This is a genomic window from Gardnerella sp. c10Ua_31, from assembly GCF_055700915.1.
Window position 1 is genome coordinate 273,577 of the sequence record NZ_JANUYG010000002.1, and the last position, 22,140, is coordinate 295,716.

16 protein-coding genes are annotated in these 22,140 nt (G+C 45.7%); 4 read left to right on the top strand and 12 right to left on the bottom strand.

Features of this window, described 5'->3' with window-relative positions; all coding sequences use genetic code 11:
* Window positions 1-119: 119 nt before the first annotated feature.
* Window positions 120-1,142, bottom strand: a complete 1,023-nt coding sequence (locus NYP55_RS03680; protein WP_415697428.1) for a hypothetical protein — start codon at window positions 1,140-1,142, stop codon at window positions 120-122.
* A 236-nt stretch (window positions 1,143-1,378) separates the two neighbouring features.
* Between NYP55_RS03680 and NYP55_RS03685 the strand changes: the two genes are divergently transcribed.
* Both NYP55_RS03685 and NYP55_RS03690 read left to right on the top strand, forming a co-directional pair.
* Complete coding sequence (locus NYP55_RS03685; RefSeq protein ID WP_016636054.1) at window positions 1,379-1,555, top strand: FmdB family zinc ribbon protein; 177 nt, start codon at window positions 1,379-1,381, stop codon at window positions 1,553-1,555.
* 347 nt (window positions 1,556-1,902) lie between these two features.
* Entirely contained in the window at window positions 1,903-2,631 is a 729-nt protein-coding gene (locus tag NYP55_RS03690) for a CpaB family protein (RefSeq protein ID WP_472781581.1), read from the top strand.
* Between the two features lie 33 nt (window positions 2,632-2,664).
* Here the strand turns inward: NYP55_RS03690 and NYP55_RS03695 are convergent, their stop codons facing one another.
* From NYP55_RS03695 to NYP55_RS03720, 6 genes are all read right to left on the bottom strand, one after another.
* Window positions 2,665-2,868 (bottom strand): hypothetical protein, encoded by a 204-nt coding sequence (locus NYP55_RS03695; RefSeq protein WP_472781582.1) that lies wholly within the window; start codon window positions 2,866-2,868, stop codon window positions 2,665-2,667.
* A complete protein-coding gene (locus tag NYP55_RS03700) occupies window positions 2,865-6,557 on the bottom strand; it encodes a helicase (RefSeq protein WP_472781644.1) in 3,693 nt (1,230 codons plus the stop codon). The genes NYP55_RS03695 and NYP55_RS03700 overlap by 4 nt, the downstream gene beginning before the upstream one ends.
* A 186-nt stretch (window positions 6,558-6,743) precedes the next feature.
* A complete protein-coding gene (locus NYP55_RS03705; RefSeq protein ID WP_472781583.1) occupies window positions 6,744-8,162 on the bottom strand; it encodes an FHA domain-containing protein in 1,419 nt (472 codons plus the stop codon).
* A gap of 62 nt (window positions 8,163-8,224) precedes the next feature.
* Complete coding sequence (locus NYP55_RS03710; RefSeq protein WP_102704769.1) at window positions 8,225-9,109, bottom strand: class C sortase; 885 nt, start codon at window positions 9,107-9,109, stop codon at window positions 8,225-8,227.
* A gap of 339 nt (window positions 9,110-9,448) precedes the next feature.
* Window positions 9,449-11,203, bottom strand: coding sequence for a SpaH/EbpB family LPXTG-anchored major pilin (locus NYP55_RS03715; RefSeq protein WP_472781584.1), 1,755 nt, complete (start codon window positions 11,201-11,203; stop codon window positions 9,449-9,451).
* A 272-nt stretch (window positions 11,204-11,475) separates the two neighbouring features.
* The gene (locus tag NYP55_RS03720) at window positions 11,476-13,893 is read right to left on the bottom strand and encodes a hypothetical protein (RefSeq protein ID WP_472781585.1); all 2,418 of its coding nucleotides are present in this window, start codon (window positions 13,891-13,893) and stop codon (window positions 11,476-11,478) included.
* A gap of 280 nt (window positions 13,894-14,173) precedes the next feature.
* Here NYP55_RS03720 and NYP55_RS03725 point away from each other — a divergent pair, with 280 nt between their 5' ends.
* Window positions 14,174-16,186 (top strand): DUF6020 family protein, encoded by a 2,013-nt coding sequence (locus NYP55_RS03725; RefSeq protein ID WP_472781586.1) that lies wholly within the window; start codon window positions 14,174-14,176, stop codon window positions 16,184-16,186.
* Between the two features lie 56 nt (window positions 16,187-16,242).
* On the top strand, window positions 16,243-17,340 hold the full coding sequence (locus NYP55_RS03730; protein WP_248901387.1) for a helix-turn-helix domain-containing protein: 1,098 nt from the start codon (window positions 16,243-16,245) through the stop codon (window positions 17,338-17,340).
* Window positions 17,341-17,425: 85 nt separating this feature from the next.
* Here the strand turns inward: NYP55_RS03730 and rplA are convergent, their stop codons facing one another.
* The 5 genes from rplA to NYP55_RS03755 all read right to left on the bottom strand — a co-directional run bounded on the left by rplA (window position 17,426) and on the right by NYP55_RS03755 (window position 21,961).
* Entirely contained in the window at window positions 17,426-18,121 is a 696-nt protein-coding gene (rplA, locus tag NYP55_RS03735; protein ID WP_115794021.1) for a 50S ribosomal protein L1, read from the bottom strand.
* A gap of 15 nt (window positions 18,122-18,136) precedes the next feature.
* On the bottom strand, window positions 18,137-18,568 hold the full coding sequence (rplK, locus tag NYP55_RS03740) for a 50S ribosomal protein L11 (protein WP_004112010.1): 432 nt from the start codon (window positions 18,566-18,568) through the stop codon (window positions 18,137-18,139).
* A 558-nt stretch (window positions 18,569-19,126) separates the two neighbouring features.
* Window positions 19,127-19,510, bottom strand: a complete 384-nt coding sequence (gene rplL, locus NYP55_RS03745) for a 50S ribosomal protein L7/L12 (RefSeq protein WP_004112006.1) — start codon at window positions 19,508-19,510, stop codon at window positions 19,127-19,129.
* Between the two features lie 96 nt (window positions 19,511-19,606).
* Window positions 19,607-20,128 (bottom strand): 50S ribosomal protein L10, encoded by a 522-nt coding sequence (gene rplJ / locus NYP55_RS03750; RefSeq protein WP_004112001.1) that lies wholly within the window; start codon window positions 20,126-20,128, stop codon window positions 19,607-19,609.
* A 438-nt stretch (window positions 20,129-20,566) separates the two neighbouring features.
* Window positions 20,567-21,961, bottom strand: a complete 1,395-nt coding sequence (locus tag NYP55_RS03755; RefSeq protein WP_032816763.1) for an NCS2 family permease — start codon at window positions 21,959-21,961, stop codon at window positions 20,567-20,569.
* Between the last annotated feature and the right edge of the window lie 179 nt (window positions 21,962-22,140).

The window sequence follows — 22,140 nt, forward strand, 5'->3', positions numbered from 1 at the left end:
GAATAATGTTGACGAGGCTGACGATCACGTCAAAACTATCGAGCACTGAACCTTATAATAGCGCGTTTTTAGCACTCTACCAACTAGAGTGCTAAAATTTTAGAAAATTTTTACAAACTTTAAGCAGCGCGACGAGCCAAAACATCCCTTAAATCGGCTTTACCAAGCGAGTCTTTTGTGCTAACTGGAGGCTCTACAGTAACTTCAGATACTTCAGAGACTTTGCTTGAATCGAAAGCCGCCGCCGATTCGTTTGAATCGTCTGTTGAAATCGCTTTAGTAACTTGCTTAGTAGACTTTATCTCTAAGCTTTGCGGACCCGCATTTTTGCCATTAGCACCAAAATCACTAGAATCATCGCCAAACGAGAACGATATAAGATCTTGGTTAGAGTTGGAGATATCGACTTGCGAGCGCGCATCATTAGCAGCGGAAAAATCGCCAGCAACCGCGCTTTTTACCGCCTCTTGTCTATTTGCTCCTGCTAAAGCCATGCTTATATCTCGCTGTTGCATAACTGAAGTCTCTGTGTTGTCTGGATTGCTGGAATTGTCTGAATTCTCAACGTGCTCAACAACTGAGTTTACGGCAGCGTCAAAAATTGGCTCCACAACAGAATCATTAAAAGCTGCAGAACGCTTGTTATACAAAGCAACTTTTGCTTCCCACTTACGCGCTTGCTTAGCAGCCATAGAACCAAAGTAGAGAACAGTGCAAACAGCAGCAAGAGGAATAATTGCAAACCACGCACTATAAAGGCCAGAAAGACCAGCAACAAACACAACAAGAGTTAAAAACGTTAGAGAAAGCACCAACGCACGGCGACGGCGGATTGCCGCACGGCGAAGCGCGCGAATACGAGCAACATGTTCAGGCGTAAAAACACCATTAAACTGCTTAGCGCACTTATGTTTATTAGCATTCACGCCATTGCGACTGGACTTGCCATTATTAGGCTTTGTATTCGCTTGCATCTTCGACGGCTGCACGCCAACCCCTTTCGCCATCGTGCCGCTACACGCGTGGAAAAGCGAATCACTGCTATAATCCACAATGTGCAACGAAGGTGAATACCTATCTTCGCTGTGTTCCAGCATTGACTTCATGCTGTTTTCAGTGCGTTTAGGCAACCAACCAAACATTAAGGTTACGATGATGATCAATACTGTTAACGCGCTCACCGATTCATAACCCATACGTACAAATATAAAGTGCATTAAGGATGTAAAGGCTAAAAATAAGTCGGCGTGTCGGATTTTTTGCGATTGTTTCGCAAAATTTTACAAACGAAAAAGCGTTTACGATTAGCGATTAACAGCTTTAACGAGGCGATATTATGAGCTAGGATATGTGATGGAATTATAGATTGGAGGAACCGTTGCCTACTTATCATTACCGTTGCAAGCAATGCGGATATGATTTTTCACAACATCAATCGTTTGAAGATGAGCCAATTACCGTGTGCCCAAAGTGCGGAAAGCAAGAAGTTCGTAAGGTTTTTAGCGCGCCGCCAATCAACTTTAAGGGTAGCGGATTTTATCGCACCGATAAGTAACGTGCAAATAACCCATTAAAATTTGTGCATATGTGCATAAGTGAAAAAATATGACGCAACTTATGTGTGTATGTGAATAAATTGAAAATTTATAACGCCACTTATGTGCTTATGTGCGTAAGTGGCGTTTATTTTGCTACGCATGTGTGCGTATGTTAGTAATCACTTATGTTGATATGTGGATTAACACCAATCAAAAATGGCCATTTATGTGAATATGTGTATAAGTGACTATTAAGATTCATCAAAAATGTTTATATGTGCGTAAAATCCTCATATAAGCTAGCCTTTAACCACATTGCACAAAAAAGCTTGCAAAAGCGCTCCGCGCGATAAATGATGCTTATATGCGTACATCATTTTTACTAAAAACAGTTGGCTACAACACGGAAAATAAGGTGCCAGTAGAGCTTATAAAGCGCAGAAAAAAGGCGCAAACCTTAAACATGCTTTCAATATTTTTTATAAGTGTTGCAACATTGTTTTCAATACACCTTATTTCAACGTTTCAAGCTACTCAAAGTGTGCCAGTAGCCGTTAGAAACATAGCAAAAGGCAGCGTAATTAAGCAAAGCGACCTGCATTACGTTAATGTTCCTAAAAGTAGCGTTTTTAACAATGTGCTTAACTACACTTCTATAAGCAATTCCACTAAAAACGCGATTATTGCTGCATGCAACATTAAATACGGAATGCCGATTTTTAGCAACCAAGTTACAAAGCAAACAAAAATTCCGCCTGGTTTTACAACGATTTCGGTGAATCTTGCAAGTAGTAGCGCCAGTCTTGCACAAGGAGACGTTATTTCTATAGCGTTTAGCAAAGTTCCAAACAGCTCAAATACAGCCAATCATTCAACAAATCCAGCACAAATAGAAACATCTAGCAACGCTAGTTCTTCGGATAACATTACTTTGCAAGACAAAAACGTTTCACTTGTTCACAACGTAATCGTTGTTAACGTAAACAATTCTGCGCAAAGCGCACTGCTGGCAATGCCAGCAGAAAACGCGTTGCAAATCATAAACACGCAGGCGATTATTCCAAACCTTGCAGTTATAGCTGTGCAAAACTAGCGAACAATAAAGAAACTTATGCCGCTATGTGGTTTATCTGCCGCGCTCGCTAAAAACTGCCCAATGAGGAGGAAGCTCGCCAAGAATACGATTATCGTCGTCTTTTGCGCGCTGCTCAATCGTTTGAGCGTCGCCCGACTCTTGCTTTACGCCGTCCGCGTCAAAGAGCTCCGACCCTTTACGAACCACGCGCGAATGGCCCCTAGAACATCTGCGATTAGCGTTGTATTCGCTCATTGCTGCTCGCCGCTTTTATAAAGCTCGCCAATTCTAGAAACAATTCGCTCAACTTCTTTTTCGGGATTAACGAATGCTCCAACGCTCCAAACGTTCATAACAGACCAGCCAAGATATTCCAAATCTTGAGCGAGTATGCGATTGCGCTCACGAGTAGACTCAAGGCTCATAAAACTCGCGTCGTCGGTTAGAACAGCCAAAGCAAACGGCTTATCTGGCAAGCCAACAACAAGAGGAATACTATGATCTTCACTAAAACCGTAGTTTACTGCCACATTAAGGCCGCGAGAGCGAATTCGTTCTGCCAAATCAGCAAACAAAACGTTGCTAAAGCCGTTTGCGGAAAAATCGCCAGCAGCTTGCGATTTTGCAGCTTCGCCCGCGTCAGCAGAATCGCCAGAATCCGCAGAATCACCAGCATCGCCAGCAACCGCTGCATTTGCTGCATTTACTGCATCAACTGGATCATCGCCCAAATTCTGCGCCCAAGTAATCAAATCCTTAAGAAGCTTAGGCCCGTCTTGATGCAAACGATCATCTTCCATATCGCTAGACTTAAATGCGCAAACAATGTCCAAGTTTCTGCGAGCCAAAGCCAAGGAGTCAAGAAGCATGGACTTTCCGCCCTCTTCTTCCAAAACTCCAAACTGCTGCAAAAGCCTTCCGTGCGAAGTCTTTGCGTAGCACAGCGAAAGAATAACATCCGTTGCGTATGCACCAACAGCCTCGTTTACGCTTACAAGTCGAACATGCCTAAGGAATCTACCCATATTTTCGTCTTTAACGGCCAACGCCTTAAGCTCCGCTCCAAGCCTATTTCTAAACACGCTTGTAAGAGTCACAACTGCAAGAACATAGCTAGAAGGAACAACGCTAAAAGTCTTAGCGCGCTGCTTAATCAAAGACACAACTTCATCAATCTCACGCTGGCTGCTTTCAATAAGACCCGTTGCCATAACTGGAACGCCAGCGGCTTCTACTTGATGAAGCTTAACCTTGCCTTGCATTTTTTCTACAGGAACATCGTGTCTAAGCGCGCCGTAGCCGTGGTTTTCAAGGAAATCGGCAAGATACGCGGACCGCCTGGTTGCTCGCGACTTAACGCAAACAGTAGGCAAAACACTAATAAGGTCACTTACGCTTTGCGAGCTAACAGTTTGCTTGTGCGCAATAACAACGGCTTGGCGTGCGCGCGCAAGAATGCTAAGCAGCTCAATGTTGTTAATATGCTCTGCAGAATCAATGATTACAACGTCTACAATCGGCTTAAACTCAGTCATCATAGTTAAAGTAGACGGCATTGCAACCAGAATCGGCTTAGCAGCAAGCAGCAAATCTGGGTAGGAGTTCATCAACTTAGCAAAAGTTACACCCGAACCATTGCTTGCAAGAGCAGTGTGAAGCTGATTTGCCTCTTGTGAACGCGCAAAAAGCAAGTCGCAAAGCTTTTTAAGTGCTTCTTGCTGAACCATTGGCCCTACGGAACGCACGTGCTCTGTGTCTACTTGAACAAAACGATCGGAAGCGTCTTGCAACGCGGAGCCGTCTTGATTAGATATAATCTCGGAAGAATTAACAATATCTTCAAAAACGGTAGTCCACCAAGCTAGATGAAGCTCGCCATCTAAGGCATGGCCCGTAACTTTACGCCTACGCAAGTCGCAAACAAGATCTTCTAAACCAACGCCGCGCAATTCACGCTCAATAACACACCTACCTGGTAGCGTATCTAAGGATTCGCGACTATCGTGCAAGGCTTGCAAGCGCTCGTCAAGCTTAGTAAACTCAATGTTTTCAAGGTCTGCGCCAAGTCGCGTTGTAGAAAGCACAGCGTTAAGCGCTACAAGATTACGATCTAAAAGCTCCTGCGTACTAACGATTTCGTCTAGCTTAGGAGGCAATACTGGCCAACCGCCATGAGGCACAAAAGTACGCCATTGCGCAGCTTGCGCGGCAACAATCTTTAACGCTTCGTGAAGATCGTCTACTTTTGCGCCAACACGCAAAAGGCTGCGCGCTTCTTTAATATGATGCCTGCGCTCCCAAAAGCCCATTGGCGTGCCTTCGCGCTTGCGAACAGCTTTAGGCTTGCTCGCTTCAATCATTGCGTTAAGATCGCGCTCAAAAATATCTGGCTGGAAAACGTCTAAAACGCGGCGAAGATTCTTTAGAACCGTAACCTGCCTACCCCATTCTCGCGCCGTAGAAGGAATAGGGAAACCGCAATTTTGCACAGTTGACTTAACGTGCTCGCGCGCGGCTGGCAAAAGCTTTGTAAGAACGTCTACAACACGCTGATACACGTTTACAGCTTCGTTCTCGCTAAACAGCGAAGCGCCAAACCACGGCGTATCTTCGGCATTAGTAGTAAATTCGCCAAGAGAATCTGCCTCGTGCAGCTTTTGCGCCCACTCGTCTAAATGACCAGAAAGCGAGCGCGCAGCATCTACGCTAAGACGTACATGCGTGCAAGGATGCGTAGGCAGCATGGCGATTCCTGCAAGATTTTGCATAGTCTGATAAGCGGAGACACCCCATCGCTCGTTTACTCCGTGCAAATCACCCAAGTAGCGGTTTAATCGCGTTTTAACACCAACAAGCTCGTCGCAAACTTGCTCAAAGCGACTAGAAGCAACGCTTTGGCGGGACCCAACGGCCGCTATAAGCTGCGCATCAACGTGCTTTGCAAGATGCGAATCCGAAACGTCTAGCGAAAGAGAAGAAATCTCGTTTGCGCTAAGAGCGTGGCGGAATCTGCGCTGCTGCTCCATAACGTTTGGAACGTACAAAACGGACTTTCCTGCAAGAACGCAGCGCGAAGAAATTGCAGCTGCGATTAAAGCGGAATCGCATCCAGCATCTGCGTCTATTGCCAAAGAAGCGCCATTTGCCGCCATTCCTGCAGCGTATCGCACAGCGTTACTAACGTCGCCAACTTCGTATTCGTAGTGTGGGTCTGCATCTAGTGGAGAATAGTCGGAAGTAGCTTTTGCGCCCAGCGATTCAACGGCAATATCATCTCCCGCAATCGCGTCAATCATTGTATTTCCAACGTTCCCCAGCTTAAGCGCGCGCAAAATCTGGCCGCTTTCTGCTAAGAATCTAGATCCCGAGTCCGTAAAACAACCGAGCACAATATCTCGCTCAATGTCGAAATCTGGGAAAACTCTTTGCGCAGCAGCACAAATCGCGTCAAAAACTGCGGATGTTTCTGGCGTGCCGCTCTGGTAGTTTGAGCCATCAAAAAGCGCGTCTTCGCTAAGGTGCACGCCTCTTTCTTGCAGCCTAAGAACAAGAGCGTGGTTTAGGCGAACGTTTCCCGAAAAATAAATCGTTGCAGCCGTCTCGTCTTTTCCAGCTTCTCGCAAAACGCGTACGGGGTACGTTAAAACTGGCACATGATTGCCGCTCCACGACGCAACTCCAACAACAAGCGAAAGCTCCGAAACGCCATTTTCGTGCGCTTTATTGTCTCTGTCTTCAAAAACTCTGTCTAGCCTTCTACCTGCCGCACGCAGCATTCCCGAATCGCGGAAAAGCGCTTGAAGAGTGGCCTTTCCACTGGCAAAAAGCTGGGCGATTCCCGAAGGGTGCGCGTGAGTCAACTCTAGTTGCGCACAAAGTTTTGTTATGTCTTCTAGCGGAGATGGAGCAAGCTGCGACTTATATTTTTCATGCCATTTGTTCATGCGCTCGAGTTTCTCGGCGCGCAAAGATTGTGCAGATTGGCGTGATGCAGCCTGGTCTGGCTGGTCTGACTTATCTGTCTTATCTGAAAGATTTTGCTGATTTTGCTGGCTTAACTGACTTGCCTGGCCTTGCTGGCTGTGCATAAAGTCATTTTGATTATCGCTCATACTACTCAACTCCCTTGTTTACAAGCCGATTGCATTGCGATACGCGCTGTATCCGCTATTTTGCGCCAACGCTTGATCCACGTCTGCGTTCCCCTGCGCCGAAAGCCACGCATACAAATCGTCGTACAAATTTGTGTTCATTGCCAAGAATGGCAGCAACTCTTGGTACTTTGCCATCTCAAATTGCTCGGCAAAATCGTCTGTTTTTTGCGCTTCTTCCGATGTAAATCCTCCAGCGGAAACCACTTCTTTGCGAGCGCTAAATTCGCCATTTGAAACTTTTTCAAACACGGATCCTGGCTCAAAAGCTGGTGTAAATTGCGCGGAATCGCTTGCGATTGTAGCGCTTACATCGCTTATGTTGTTAGCGTCACTTACATTGCTAGAATTGCTTACATCGCTAGCATCATCGTTAGTAGCATCATTGTTAGTAACAGCATCGTTAGTAGATACATCATTATCTACAGAATCGTTAGTAGCAGCATCGTTACTAGCATCATTGTTACTATCAACATCATTACTAGCAACATCGTTACTAGATACATCATTACTAGCAACATCGTTACTAGATACATCGTTATTTGCAGCATCGTCAAATAAATTGCGCGGTTCCACAGGCGATTCAAACTCATCTCGAACAACAGGCAAAACAACCTGACCTGCAATAACAGGCTTAATTTGCTCTGCAACGCTTTCTGCAACGCTTGCAACATCTAGAACGCTTGCAACATCCGCAACACTTAAAGGCGCAACACTTGAAGGCTCAGCAGAAGTTACAGCAGAATTATTATCCGCATTATCATCCGCATCCGCACCAGCATCCGCCGCCGAAGCACTACCAAGGTCATCCGCCGCAGCAGCATCATTAAGCCGCTTTTGACTATCCCAAACCAAATCAGGCCGCGAAACCGACTGCGCATGGAACACTCCCGTTGGCTCCCCCGCGCGAATGTCAAGAATATCATCTACCGACAAATCCGCCGCATCTGGCTCCTTAATATCATTATCTGGAGCATAAGAGAACAAATCGCGCACTGGCTGCGCACCCGCATCACTTCCCTGCGGCGCCTTTTCTTCAATGCGCACAAAATCAACTGGAACGTCGCCAAATTGCATGCGAACAATGCTGTCTGGCATGTGAAAATCAACGCCTGGGTCTAGTCGCAGCAAATCACCGCTTTCGCTAACCAAGTAAGTTCCGTTTGTAGAGTTTAAATCGCGAATAGTAGCAGCGCCGCTCGCATCAACAATAAAAAGCGCGTGCCTTTTAGACATAGAGCGCTTATTGTCTACAACGTCTACACGCATAAAACCATCTTCACGCAAAGGGCGTATAGGCTTCCTGCCAATTTCTACAGACCGACCCGCACCAACGCGTGCCTGCTCCACTCCACCTACCGTAATCATCCAGCGCTGCAAGGTTTGTTGAACACTCACGGAACCTGCTCCCTTCAAAAAACACACTACACACTATTGTGTCATGCTTTGTGTATATTGCGCTAAATGCTAATCAAATGCTTAGCGTGCAAATCAAACCTGCCGCGCTTTCTTTTAACATCCGCAACAACCATAGTCGCAAGAATCACCGCGCACCCAACAAGCGCAATAACAAACAGCGTCATCCAAAGAGGCCACTGCAGCTTGTCATCTGGAGCCTTAACAAGATCTGGCAACACGCGATACCCCGTTACCAGCAGCCTTTGCGTATTAACACCATACGGCGTGCAAGTGAGCAAAGTCACCAAATCGCGACCCTTCTCGCGCTGCAACAAACTGATGTCGTTAGGTTCTACAACGCTAATGCGAAACACCTTGTATCGCAGCGTCTCGCCTTGAATATCCAAATAGAAAAAATCGCCTTTTTTAAGGTAGATTAAGTCGTCAAACATAGTCGCATGCGGCAAACCCGTGTGCGCAGTAATAACAGAATGCCTATTTTTGCCGCCCACTGGTAAATCCGTGCCGTACAAATGACCAGCGCCATACGCTAAAACATCCTGCGAACTGCCGTGATAAATAGGAAGTTTTACACCAATCTTTGGGATTTTTACGATTCCCATAATGCCCATTGGTTCATCCAGCACGCTACTGTACTTTTTATACTCGGGTGTTTTCTTAAAATCTTCCGTTCCGTTATACGGATCCGCCGTAAAAATCGCGCTGCGATGCGCGTTATACTTGCGAGCCTTTTCTAAGCTAATCGCACGCGCGTCTTTAGGCTGCTCGCGACTAAGCTTGTCGTAAATTGCAGAGAGCTGCTTCGAAGCGTGATTGTTCCAAAGAGTAGATGCCACTGGGTACGTAAAACATAGGATTGCGGCGACTGCCAAGACAACTGGCTCTAGCGCTCGATGCAAAGGGCTTTTCTTTTTCTTAGCCTTCATTCCTCCTCCAATGCGAATCGACTTGCATGAGCGCTTAAAGCGTAGCGCGCGAATGCACTTCGATTCGCTGAGCCGCTTAGAGCAGAAGCATTGCTTCTGCGCGGCGAAGACGTTCGCGCGCTCAGACCGCGCGAACGGCACGACCTGCCTTGTAGTGCGTTTGTACCAAAAAACACCGAAATCAAATACAAACGCACTACAAAAAATGAACAGAATATTGAACAAAAAGCAGCAAAAGCGCAAATATGCGCGAGTCTAGGGCTTACATACAAACCCTAGACTCACACACTTTACTTTTAGACTACTAGATTACTGAAGCAGCTACTTTGCAAAAGCGCATCAGGCTTTTGCCTGCTCCTCTTCCTTGCGATTGCGCATGTAGAGGAACACGCTTGCTGCAATCGAGCCCATGCCAGCAAGCGCGAAAATAATCACGCCAGTAGCACCAGTTGCAGGAAGGTTGAACCATGTACCAAATGTGTTCTTCTTTGTGTTAGAGAAGTCAACAATCTTGAGCTTGCCTTCTTCTACATTCACAGCCTTAACTTCTGGCAAACGAATGTAGTCATTTGGAGCTTTAACCTCAACAAGGTAAATGTTTGTGCCAGCTTGAACCTTAACAGCCGCCTTCAATTTACCAGTAGTTTCTTGAGTTGTAGCCTCTTCGCCCTTAAACGTAGAAGAACCAGCTTTGCATTCGGCGATATTATCTGCAGTCTTACTTGCGTCGACAAGTTTCTCAGCGCAAGCGTTCGCTTTCTCTTCAGTGTTGAAAAGTCTGAACTCAGCACCAGAAAGGCCAGTCCTATCTTTCTTGCCTTCGTCTGCAGCATCGTACTTGAACACGTCGAACCAGCCATACTTGACTTTAGAAGTACCGCCGTCATCATCTCCAGACACGATTGGGTCTGGATTTGGCGTGCCCTTAGGACTTGCTTGGAAGTAACCAGACTTATTTACGACTTCGTTCTTGCCATTTGTCTCTGTTGAAGTTGTGTCGGTAGGAGCATTACCGTTCTGGTAAGTATCACTAAGATCGAGCTTAATAGCAACGTTTACCTTAGGGTCTTGGCCGTTGGTAACGTCATTCAGCTTTTCAGCAATTTTCTTCAAACCAGCGTCGGTGAACTTAACTAAGATGCGATTTCGACCAGATTCAAGATTCTTGCCGTCGGCTTCAGAGCTAGCTTTCACGATAGAAACGTTGTAGTCAGTATTCTTAGTTAGTTCAGTAGCACTATCACCATCGCCAATCTTCACAGACTCAACAGCGCTGCTGGCATCCGTTGGTGACGCAAATGCAGCAGTAGGAAAATCATCAAACACAGCAAATCCATTAAGATCATCTGCGCTCAAAGTGCCAGACTTGGTACGGTTTACAGAAGCGCTAATCGTGTAGTAAAGCGTCTTATCTTTTGCAAGAACAGAGTTGTGATCTTTACCGTCGTCTAGCTTCTTGGTAAACGTCTTAGAAATATCCTTGTTCTTTGGGTTGATTGTTGGATTCCAGTTGTAAGTGGTGGTCGTAGCGCCATTCTCAACCTTCGTCTCAATCAAAGGCATTGTTATGTAGAACTCGGTCATATCCGCAGCACCATAGCCTGCAGGAGGCGTTTCAACAACCTTGTACAAGCCCTCTGGGAGTTTTGAGAAAGTTGTAACGTTTTCACTTACAGTAGACGTAGGACTTGTATTATCGTCAAATGTAAGATTTGCGCTAGCCTCATCACCACGATTCAGCGCACCGACTATGCCAGCAATCTTGGACCAAGTGCTAAACTCATCGTATTTAAGATCAACGTTATCAATCTTGGTAACCTTTTTAAGAGTAAACGTTGCGCCAGTAAGAGCAGCGCCCTTGTGGTGACCCTCGCCATCTACAGTATCTGCGTACTTAAACTTGTTAATCGTTAATGTACCTGTTTTATCTTGTTTCGTACCCCACGGAGAGTTATCGGCATGTGGTTGGGGCACCCCAGGATGTGGAACACCCCACGCAACGCTGGCCATAGTCACAGCGCCAGCAACGCACAGCGTGCCAGCCATCGCGAGCGACGCAATCGCCGCAACGCACTTTTTTGTTAGTTTATTCATATTATCTCCTTTACTCTATGCTTCTAAAAGCAGTTGAGTTAAGTTGTTTTGTTTTTGTGTTTGTTACTGTGTGTTTGTTTGAGTACCGATTTAGCACTTGTTTACGTACTTACTCGATACTTGTTTGTGTTTGTGTGTTTGTTTTGTTTTTTGACTACCTGGAATATCTTGTTGAAATATCTTGGTTTAGTTAATCTAATTATGTTTTTATTTTTGCTACGCGCACTGCACTAATACGCGCGCACAACTTGATTACGTAGGCAGCTTTCACATTAGCATCGCCGCCTTTCGTAAAGTAGCTTTCTGCATGCTTCACTTTGACTTATAACAAATCCTGCGGCAAGCACGCTCACCATTACGGCAGCTACAGCACCCAGCTGCAAGTTCCAATTCTGACCGCCCGTGTGCGGCAGAGTGAAATCTTCTGGCACGTGAATTTTAAAAGCTAACTGCGCAAAGTCTTTGTTGGCTGTTAGATTCGCACCCTTAAAAGAGGTAGATATTTTCTCTGGCGTTACGTCTGTTTTAGTTGCTTCGTCATTGAACTTATTAAGCGCATCTGGTTTTTTAAGCGCATACACAACGCATTTATAATCGCCAGCTTCCGTTGACTTAAACGTAGCGCTAGCGTAAGTCCTAGCCGCAAACTTGGTAGTAGCTCCATCAGGAGTGCAAGACTGCTCGCCTTCGTTTGAAGTACACTTAGTTTGACTATCACTATCTGGGAAATTAAAGCCAAGGCTGCTTGGATCTACCCATTTTGTATACTCAAAATCTGCAGCGCCTGTTTTGGATGCGTTACTTGCGCCGCCTGCAGCGCCTGCGTTAGTTTTTTGCGGCTTCTCACCCTTCGAGCACAACATTTTAAGCTTAATTTGTTTTGTGGAATCCGCCTTAGACGTAGCTTCAATAAACGGCTTAAGCTCTATTCCCTTCATAACAGAAACAGTGTCGCCATCCGCCAACGCCGAAGAAGCACCACCAGAGCCATAATCATTGCTCTTAAACGGATACACGTTCAGCTTAAGATCTCCATCTTTAACCTCAAGCTGCTTCTTTTTCTTCGACTTAAAAACAATCTTAATGGTCTTATAATCCCAGTCGATGGTTTTTGTAATATCGTTGCTATTAGTCCACAAACTACTATCAACCATATTGCTTTCTGGATTAGCAAACAATTGCGCAATAGATTTTTTATCTTTAATTTTACTGCTGAATTCGTCTGACACCGAAGAATCTTTTACTTCCTTAGGTACGTATTGATTCCTGATGTGAATTAACTTAGTATCCTTAACAGCAAACACTTTGCACTCAAAAGTTCCATCACTTTGTGCCTGCGGCTTGCCAGTAATCCAGCTTTGGGAACGCTCAGTAATACTGTCATCCCCTTTTTCATACACAGCGTAAGCATCTGCACCAGTTGAAGGCTTATTATTTTCCACATGCTTGAACTGAGTCTGTATGCCTGAGTTGCTATTTTTAGCGCTTAAGCTCAAGCCGTTAACTTTATCTACCGTGTAATTTTCATTAGAATCACCACTACCATCACTACCATCTTTATGGCAAATCATATGGTGATAAATAAAACCAGGCTCTTTTTTGGATTGAGAATCAATAAAGATAGGTGTAATTTCGCTATATTTGCCATCTTCGCCTGATTCAAAAGTTATTCCAGTTTTATCGTTTATTTCTGAACGCGTTGAATCAGAATCCTCATGATTGTAAACATTAAGTGTTAAATCACCACTAACAGATCTGGCAATTTTTACATTTACATAAATTTTTTTACCTTTAGTATCAGCAGGGTGGTATATGCCAATTTTGAATTTATGACTACCGCGATCCCATTTGCCTGGGTGCAATGTAACAGAACCGTTAAAGCCTTTTTGATTTTCAGTATTCTGAACTGGGATAGTTTTACCATTTTCTGTTTTTTCAAAATTCACCCAACTTGGTACAGGATCTTCACCATCTTGTTCTAACTTAAACCACACGCCTTCTGGCACAGTGGTTTTTTGTTTTTTACCAAACCTGAATTTGAATTCTGGAGTAATAGTTATAGACCTACCACGTTCTACTCCAATAGGATTACTACTTTTAACAATAGACCGACTATTATAGTAGTCAATCTTATAACATGAAGATAAGGTATTTTTCCCTTTATCCATGCACTCTTTTGGAAACTGAGGCTCTTCCTTCGCACTTCTGTTCATTCTGTGAGCAGTTTCCTTAGAGGCGAATTCCTTCTTTGCACCTTCAGCTTTTTGCTTTGCATCAGTCTCATCTGCAAACTTTTCAGCCTTAGCCTTATCAACACCATTGTTACTATCAGGCTGCTGCTTTTCAACAGACTTTAGCTCACCATCATTCTTCTTTAAACTACTAGAAGAGCCAGTATTATTGCCTTGATTAATCTCAGTACTATTAGATTCACTTTGATTAGGCTGCTGCTTATTCTCTCCCTCACTCTTAGCAGAACCAGACTGCGCATCAACAACCTTCTCAGCGCTAACTTTCTCACCAGCACCTTCGCCAGCGCTTAAAGCATAAGTCGGAGCAATCATAAAAGTAGCAAGAATAGTAGCAACAACAACAAAAAGCGCAACAATCGCACGGCGAGCGCACGCTGCTTTAGCGCAAATTGAGCGCAATAATCGAAGGAAATGGCCACCGCAATGTAAATTACGCATCGGCACACCTCCCTCTCCGCGTATTTACTAAGCTTGCAAAGCAAACTGCAAAACTTACAGATTAAATAATCATCTGCTAACTACGGCCAGTAAATGGGCACTTATCATAAGCCATTAATAATATACCCCCCCCCCTATGAAAACATCAAGTGCGATTCGCGCGACAACCTGCCTTTTCGCTTAAAGCGTAGCGCGAAAAGGCAGATTGGAGCGCAAGCGATTATAGCGGGTATAATTAGAGTGCAAGTAAAACACGAGTGTATAGATGTATAGGTGGAACATGAAACGCATTAACACGAGCACAAAAGCGGCAAGCAAAATCGCCGCAAACTCGCTAATCGTTTTTACATGCATCTTCCTTGCAACCTGCACAAGTCTTGGTGTAATCTACCGCGCTCAAGGGTGTTTAACAGATTTTAATTGGCTAAATGCGCTGATTTTTGTAATCGCATTTTGCGCATATTACGCAATTTTGAGGGTTCTTATTTATTTTGGCAAAAACGAAGTTATGCCAAAAATCGCAAGATTTATACGCGCAAAAGCATCGCAAGAAAAATCATCACAAGCAGAATTATCGCCAGAAAAATCACAGCCAAAACAATCGAAATCAAAAATCGCAACAACCCTACGCACCGCATTTTTTAACGCAAAACGCGCTGCAAAGTGGTGTTTTTACCGCTCAACCTGCCGAAAACGAAACATTTTCCTAACGCTGATTATCGGCTGGCTGTGGGCGCCCGTAACACTACTCGCTGCCTACGGAGCCGACATTTGCTCGCAAATCCGCGAATACAGCTGGGCGTGGAATCAAGTTACTGGCTTAAAACAGCCATACATTGGATTCTTTAGCTTTGTTCCAGCAGACATTTACCCAACAGCACACTATCTTTGGCCTGCAAAACCTACGTATTTAAGCGACCAGCACAACATTGTTTTAACGCTTATCTACGGAGCTACAGCCGCAGTCTCGCGCTATTTTACCGAATCGAACGATGCAGGAATCGTGCTTCTTGCCGTTATGCAATTTGTGCTCGCGGCATTTTGTTGCGCTGCAACCGCAAACCGATTCTTAAACACGCCGTGGGCTAAGGGTAAAACAAGCGAATCGCAAGCTGTATGCACATCAACACCAATCGCATCAACACCAATCGCCTTGCGCGCAGCAGTAATAATCACATTTTTATTCAGCCCACTTGTAGTGTTTTCAACGATTTCGCTTACAAAATCGCCACTGTTCGCGTTTGCATTTGTGTGGTGGTTTGGAATAATGTACGAGCTTAATCGCCTGGAATTCAAGCAAAAACCAGCCGCACACACAATCGTCGAATTAATAATCAGCGTGTGCATTATGCTAATTGCCGCAAAATACGCGTGGTACATTCTTGCGATTCAATTTGTGTTGCTGATTATATCTAACAGAAAACGTTGGAAAATATGGGTTTTATGCATTCTGCTCCCAACAATTCTTATACACGGCGCAATTATGCTTGCCATTTCTAGCGGCGCGATTATAAATGGCGACCCAATCGAAAGCCGCGGAGTGCAACTTCAGCAAATCGCAAGAATCGCAAAGCTAGATCCAAAAAGCATACCGCATGCAGCAAAGCGCGCAATATCGCCAATTTTTAATCTTAGTCAAACTGCAGAAGCGTACACTCCTCAAGACGCGGATCCTGTAAAATCTTCTGGCTTGCAGTCTAAAAAAGTGAGCTACCGTTGGCGTTATATTACAAAAGACGACATGAAAAAGTTTAACCACGCATGGTTGCTTATGATTACACACAGCCCGATTGTTGCAACGGATGCGCTGCTAGCAAAGTCGTACGGCTACTTCGACATTCTAGACGTGCCTTATGTTGGACCAGAATACTACGTAAACACCGAGAATATAAAGAATTCCGAGTGGATTCGCTACTGGCTGCCAGAGTGGCGTGGCACTGTATCGAGCAGCGCCGAATCGTGGAGTAATACGCCGATTCTTGGGTGGATTATTCACGGAAACTTGTATGTTGTTGCAACGCTGCTGATTGGCGTTGCCGAAATAGCATTGCGCAGGTGGAAAACGCTGGTTTTGCACGCGCCTCTTGCGCTTTTGATGGGCGTAATGGTGCTAGCTCCTGCAAACAATTTTGAGCGACACATGCTGCCGATTGCGTTTGTGTTCTTCTTTACGGTTCTAATGTTTATAAGGGATAGCGCTTGCAGCTCATGCCGTAATACGTGCGATAACACATGCCGTCAAAGTGATAAAATAAATTGCGATTTGGTGAATGATAGTACGCGCGAGGATTAGCACAACAATACACACTACAAGACACACGAGGATTCGCACAAGAATTGAGGGAGTGAATGGACGAAAACGCTGACTTTCTTACAATTCTTACAAGCGTAAAGCCAGATGACGAACGCAGTGAAGCATGCGAATCTGCCGAAGAATCTAGCGCACAAGGCTTTACACCAAGTTCCACACCAAACTTTACGCCAATGCCATGCGCTCCAAAAAGCGAAGATGCACTCGGAATTTTTGACATTCGAGACGGCAAAATTTTTGACGCGGCAACGCGCTTGCGATTGCACGCGCTAATCGGAACGTGCCTTATGAACGGCATTGCAGATAGTCGCGTAAGCGCGCTAATGCACCTCTTGCAATGGCAAGAAAATACGCGATTCGTGGCGATTGCAGGCACGTATAAAACGGAATTGAACTCAAACGACGACAACCCAAATCCAACACCGCAAAACGCAGGCGCGCATGCGGCGCAGAACAACACAGACTCTTTAAGACGCGCAATATGGACGCAACTTGGCGCATGCGGCGCATACGATGCAATAGTTGACAGAGTGCAGCTAGACGCCATTAGCGCGCGTGCAAAAACGTGGAAAATCGGCGGAAAATCGCAAGAAAGCGTCTCGCGCAAAGATGCAGCGCCTTCGCACATAATCATTCTTGCGCTAAGAGAAAACCCAAATCCAACAGCATTAAACAAGATGTGCGAAGTGTTTGCAAAGTCGGGAAAACCCGTTTGCATAAGCGAAGTTGTAGTCGGCGCGCAAAAAATATGCAAAGAAATCACAGCAACCCTAGCAGCGCTTGCCGTTGCGCCATCTGTAACGCATTTACCGCAAATAATCCGCTGCGACGACGTTCTTCCAGAGCGCGCACTTATAGGCGACGAAACTGCCGTAGAAACCTTGTACACCAAGGTGTATCAAAGCTTGGCGCCGTACAACCCAGATGACCCGACTTTGCAAACAGTAGACGCTTTCTTGCGATTTGGCGGCGCGCTGGATCAAACTTCGCACAATCTTAACGTGCATCCAAACACAATACGATACCGCTTGCGCAAAGTTGCGCAAACAACAGGATGGGACGCCACCGATCCACGAGAAGCATACGTTTTGCAAACTGCGATTACGATTGGGCGCATTCGCGATTCTGCGCTCTAAAGCAAAAGCGCCGAAAACAATGTGCTCTAAAAAAGAACACACTATTTTCAGCGCTAAAAAATTACTCAGCTATGCTTGGCTAAAATCACGCAGCAATGCTTGCAATATCCACTGGAACGCCAGGAGCCATTGTAGAGGTAATCGTTACCTTAGTGATGTAACGACCCTTGATGGTTGTAGGCTTCAAGCGGCGAATCTCATCGGCAACAGCCTTGAAGTTCTCTTCAAGAGCCTTATCGTCGAAGGAAAGCTTGCCAAACAGGAAGGAAAGATTGCCCTGACGATCAACGCGGAACTCAATCTTACCGCCCTTAATATCGGCAACAGCCTTTGCAACATCCATTGTAACGGTGCCAGTCTTAGGATTTGGCATCAAGCTACGAGGACCAAGCACACGACCAAGGCGACCAACCTTGCCCATCATGTCTGGGGTTGCAACAACGGCATCGAAGTCAAGGAAGCCACCGGCAACCTTCTCGATAAGCTCGTCATCGCCAACAATGTCTGCGCCAGCTTCTTGAGCCTCAGTAGCCTTTGGGCCACGAGCAAACACCAAAACCTTAGCGGTTTTACCAGTGCCATTAGGCAAGTTTACAACGCCACGAACCAACTGATCTGCCTTGCGAGGATCCACATTAAGGCGCATAACAGCCTCAGCAGACTCGTCAAAAGCGTACTTTGGCATGCTCTTAAGCAAAGCAATAGCCTCAGCTGGGGTATAAAGGTTGTTGCGGTCAATCTTCTCAGCCGCTTCACGATACTTCTTAGAACGCTTCACCATTTTTTCCACTCACTTTCAGTCGGTAACGGTAATACCCATCGAGCGAGCAGTGCCCGCGATAATCTTCATACCAGCTTCAACATCTCGTGCAGAGAGATCTGGCATCTTGATTTCGGCGATTTCGCGCACCTGAGCCTTAGTTACAGAGCCAACCTTGTGGGTCAATGGGTTCTCGGTGCCCTTAGGAATGCCAGCAGCCTTAAGCAACAAAGCAGCAGCTGGTGGAGTCTTAAGAATAAATGTAAAGGAACGATCTTCGTAAACAGTAATTTCTACTGGAACGATCTGACCCATCTTGTCCTTCGTCTGGTCGTTATAGGCCTTGCAGAAGTCCATGATGTTTACGCCGTGGGAGCCTAATGCAGGACCCAGTGGTGGGGCTGGATTTGCTTTACCAGCCTGAATCTCGAGCTTAATAAGCGCAGAGACTTTCTTTTTTGGAGCCATAATATGGTTCTTCTTTCTTTTGAAGCGGTTAAATCGGCGCCCTAAAACGTTGATATTAAGCCGTTTTAAGGATCCTCCCGCAACTTATATTGCTGTGCTGTGCTAGCGGATTACTCCTCCAGTCACAAGCTTTCCTATTATGCCACTTTGCCGCGACGATTTGGTGACACAAGATGTAGTGCGATTGTACCTAAAATACGGCGTGTCGTCATACAAACACACTACACATACACGCAAAACTGTAGTGCGATTGTACTGAATTTCGGTGTTTTTTGATACAAACGCACTACAAGGCAGGTAGTTGTTCGCGCAGATTAGCTGCGCTCACGTCTTCGCTTGCGTTGAAAGCACACTGTGCTTTCAACCTTAAGCAAGCTCAGCGCTCCGAATTACCTTTTCGCGCTACGCTCTAAGCGAAAAGGCAGGTCGGAACGCAAAATGCGGCAAGGAATCCGTGAAAACCACGAAAACCTTGCCGCATTCAAAACGCATTCGCGACTAGCGCATTAGCAAATTGCACTAGCAGCCAGCCGCCCGCGTTAACAAAAGAGCCTAGAACTACTTAAGTTCAACAGTTGCGCCGGCTTCTTCGAGAGCAGCCTTAGCCTTGTCGGCATCTTCCTTCTTAGCCTTCTCGAGAACTGGCTTTGGAGCATTGTCAACAATGTCCTTAGCTTCCTTCAAGCCGAGGCCAGTCAAAGCCTTAACAGCCTTGATGACGGCAACCTTCTGAGCACCTGCAGAAGCGAGAACAACGTCAAACTCGTCCTTCTCTTCCTCAGCAGCGCCAGCGGCAGCGGCTGGAGCAGCAGCAACAGCAGCTACAGGAGCAGCAGCCTCAACATCGAACTTCTCTTCAAAGGCCTTGACGAACTCAGAAAGCTCGACGAGGGTCATTTCACCGAAAGCTTCAAGAAGCTCTTCGCTAGTGAGCTTAGCCATAATGGCTTCCTTTCTTACTTGGCCAGACACACCTTGTGCCTTAGAGCCATAACATTTTTATTATTTTTTGGTCTCATGCAGCAAGCTGCAAGGGAATCAAGCGGCCTTTTCCTGCTTCTCGCGCAAAGCGTCGATAGTACGCACTGCCTTGGTTGGCAAAGCGTTGAACAGGTAGGCGGCCTTGGACATGGTGCCCTTGAGCGCGCCAGCCATCTCGGAAAGCAATTCTGGGCGAGACTTGAGGTCTGCCAGCTGCTTGGCGCCTTCGGCATCGTAAACGGTTCCATCTGCGAAACCGCCCTTGATGACGAGGGTCTTATTCTCTTTGGCAAAATCACGCAAGGTCTTAGCAGCCTCAATGAAATCGCCCTTTACAAAGGTGATTGCAGTTGGGCCAGCAAGAAGCTCATCAAGACCTTCAATGCCCGCTTCCTTAGCGGCAATGCGAGCAAGCGTATTCTTAGCCACAGAGTAGGAAGTATCGCGGCCTAGCTTTTCGCGCAGAGAAGAAATCTGCGGAACTGTAAGCCCGCGGTACTCGGTAAGGTAGACAGCGTCGGCGTTACGGAACAAATCCGTAAGCTCTGCAACTACCGCTTCCTTTTCGGGCCTCTTCATGGCGTTCCTTCCTAAATTGGCCGCTGGAATGGAAATAACATATCAAAAAAGCCCTGCGCACGGCAGAGCATCCAAAAAACACATAGTGTTAAAAAGTTTGTGAAAAATCGCAAGTCAATTGCAACAATCACTGCTCAACCTGTGCTGGCATGACACATCATTTTCAGGAATCTTGCGACTCCACCAACGGTCTGTGGTTTACGTTGGGCCAGTTTAATATCCACACGCGACAATGTCAATATTTTTTCGCAAACTTTATAATTTATTTTTATTTAAGATCATTTAAGAGCGTACTCAACACGCGCGGTTGCTGGCGACTTATCCCAAACTAACGCGGAAAAATCGCAAGCAACCGTACGCATCAAATACGCTCTTAAAATAATTAATTAAATTAATATCTAACTAATATCTAACTTAACTAATATCTAACTAACAGATTTACAAAACTGCGTTAGCAACAAAGTCAAGAATGAACAAAAGCGAAACAATCCAAAGCATTGGATGAACGTCTTTAGCACGCTTCTTGCAAGTCATAACTAAGCAGTACATGATGAATCCAGCGGCAATGCCGTAAGAAATCGAGTAAGAGAACGCCATAAACACGGCAGCGAAGAACGCAGGAATTGCTTCGGAAATATCGTCCCAAGCAATCTCCTTCAGCGAGCTTGCCATCATGCAGCCTACAACTACAAGCACGCCAGCCGTAGCAGCTGCAGGAACAGCGCTAGCAAATGGCGCAAGAACAATCGAAAGCGCAAAGCACACGGAAACAACTACAGAAGTCAAACCAGTGCGGCCACCAGCACCAATACCAGCAGCAGACTCAACGTAAGTAGTTGTGTTGGAAGTACCGCAAATTGCGCCAACCGAAGTTGCAATCGAATCAGCAAACAGCGCGCGATCCATCTTGGAGCTAAAGCCAGAGCCGTTTTCCAAAGCCTTCTCATCTGCCTCCGAGAAAATGCCAGTTCTGCGGCCTGTACCAATAAACGTTCCCAAAGTGTCGAAAGTATCCGACATAGAGAAGGCGAAAATAGTTACCAAAACAAGCGGAATGCGTGCTGGATTAGAGAAGAGAGCAGGGAAACCTTGCGGGCCAAAAATAGCACCAAAGGTGGTTGGAAGCTGGGCAAAAGCATCCGTAACAGAAACGGCATTATTTAGCGAAGTTAAGCCAAGCGGAATACCAATCAAAGAGGTTGCAATAATCGTAATAAGCAAGCTTGCGCGAACCTTAAGAACGGTAAGAACAATAGCCAAAACAAGTCCAATAAGGAATAGCCACAAAATAGGATTATTAATAACAGCAAGGCCTGGAATAGCAGCGGTTGGCTTGCTCTTAGCGGCGGCTGCAGGATCTTTAGAAGTAAAGGTGATTAAGCCAACGCTCATAATGCCAACGTATGCAACGAATAAACCAATGCCACCACCAATCGCGTGTTGCAACGAAGTTGGGATAGCACGAATAATCATCTTACGAATCTTGGTAACGGTAATAATAATGTTAATTAAACCGCACAAGAACACCATACACATGGCTTCTTGCCACGTAAAATGCAAGCCAAAGCACACTGTGTATGTGAAGAATGCGTTAAGACCCATGCCAGCAGCTTGAGCGTAAGGCACGTTAGCAAACAAGCCCATAACAAGCGTGCCAATAATTGCTGCGATGATTGTAGCGAGGAAAACGCCACCCTTAGGCATGCCAGTTTGGCTTAAAATCATTGGGTTTACAACAATAATGTACGACATTGCAAAGAATGTAGTGAGACCTGCAGTGATCTCCGTTGATACATTCGTGCCGTTTTCTTTGAGATGGAAGAACTTTTCCATAAACTCTCTGTTCCTTGGTTTTACAGCGCAAAAGACCATAAAAAGCGTGGCGAGAGCACTTGAGCAATCGCGGACGCAATTACATTTGGGCATTCACGCAGAGGTTACTGCGACTCGCTCGGCGCGCAAAGCACAAGCCGAACAAACACTCTAGAAAGCTAGCGAGAATTAGAAACGAC

Coding starts and splice junctions, on each gene's coding strand:
- NYP55_RS03680 (WP_415697428.1), bottom strand. CDS start 1,142: ATGTTTGGTTGGTTGCCTAAACGCACTGAAAACAGCATGAAGTCAATG.
- NYP55_RS03690 (WP_472781581.1), top strand. CDS start 1,903: ATGCGTACATCATTTTTACTAAAAACAGTTGGCTACAACACGGAAAAT.
- NYP55_RS03695 (WP_472781582.1), bottom strand. CDS start 2,868: ATGAGCGAATACAACGCTAATCGCAGATGTTCTAGGGGCCATTCGCGC.
- NYP55_RS03700 (WP_472781644.1), bottom strand. CDS start 6,557: ATGAACAAATGGCATGAAAAATATAAGTCGCAGCTTGCTCCATCTCCG.
- NYP55_RS03710 (WP_102704769.1), bottom strand. CDS start 9,109: ATGAAGGCTAAGAAAAAGAAAAGCCCTTTGCATCGAGCGCTAGAGCCA.
- NYP55_RS03715 (WP_472781584.1), bottom strand. CDS start 11,203: ATGAATAAACTAACAAAAAAGTGCGTTGCGGCGATTGCGTCGCTCGCG.
- NYP55_RS03720 (WP_472781585.1), bottom strand. CDS start 13,893: ATGCGTAATTTACATTGCGGTGGCCATTTCCTTCGATTATTGCGCTCA.
- NYP55_RS03725 (WP_472781586.1), top strand. CDS start 14,174: ATGAAACGCATTAACACGAGCACAAAAGCGGCAAGCAAAATCGCCGCA.
- NYP55_RS03730 (WP_248901387.1), top strand. CDS start 16,243: ATGGACGAAAACGCTGACTTTCTTACAATTCTTACAAGCGTAAAGCCA.
- rplA (WP_115794021.1), bottom strand. CDS start 18,121: ATGGTGAAGCGTTCTAAGAAGTATCGTGAAGCGGCTGAGAAGATTGAC.
- rplK (WP_004112010.1), bottom strand. CDS start 18,568: ATGGCTCCAAAAAAGAAAGTCTCTGCGCTTATTAAGCTCGAGATTCAG.
- rplL (WP_004112006.1), bottom strand. CDS start 19,510: ATGGCTAAGCTCACTAGCGAAGAGCTTCTTGAAGCTTTCGGTGAAATG.
- rplJ (WP_004112001.1), bottom strand. CDS start 20,128: ATGAAGAGGCCCGAAAAGGAAGCGGTAGTTGCAGAGCTTACGGATTTG.
- NYP55_RS03755 (WP_032816763.1), bottom strand. CDS start 21,961: ATGGAAAAGTTCTTCCATCTCAAAGAAAACGGCACGAATGTATCAACG.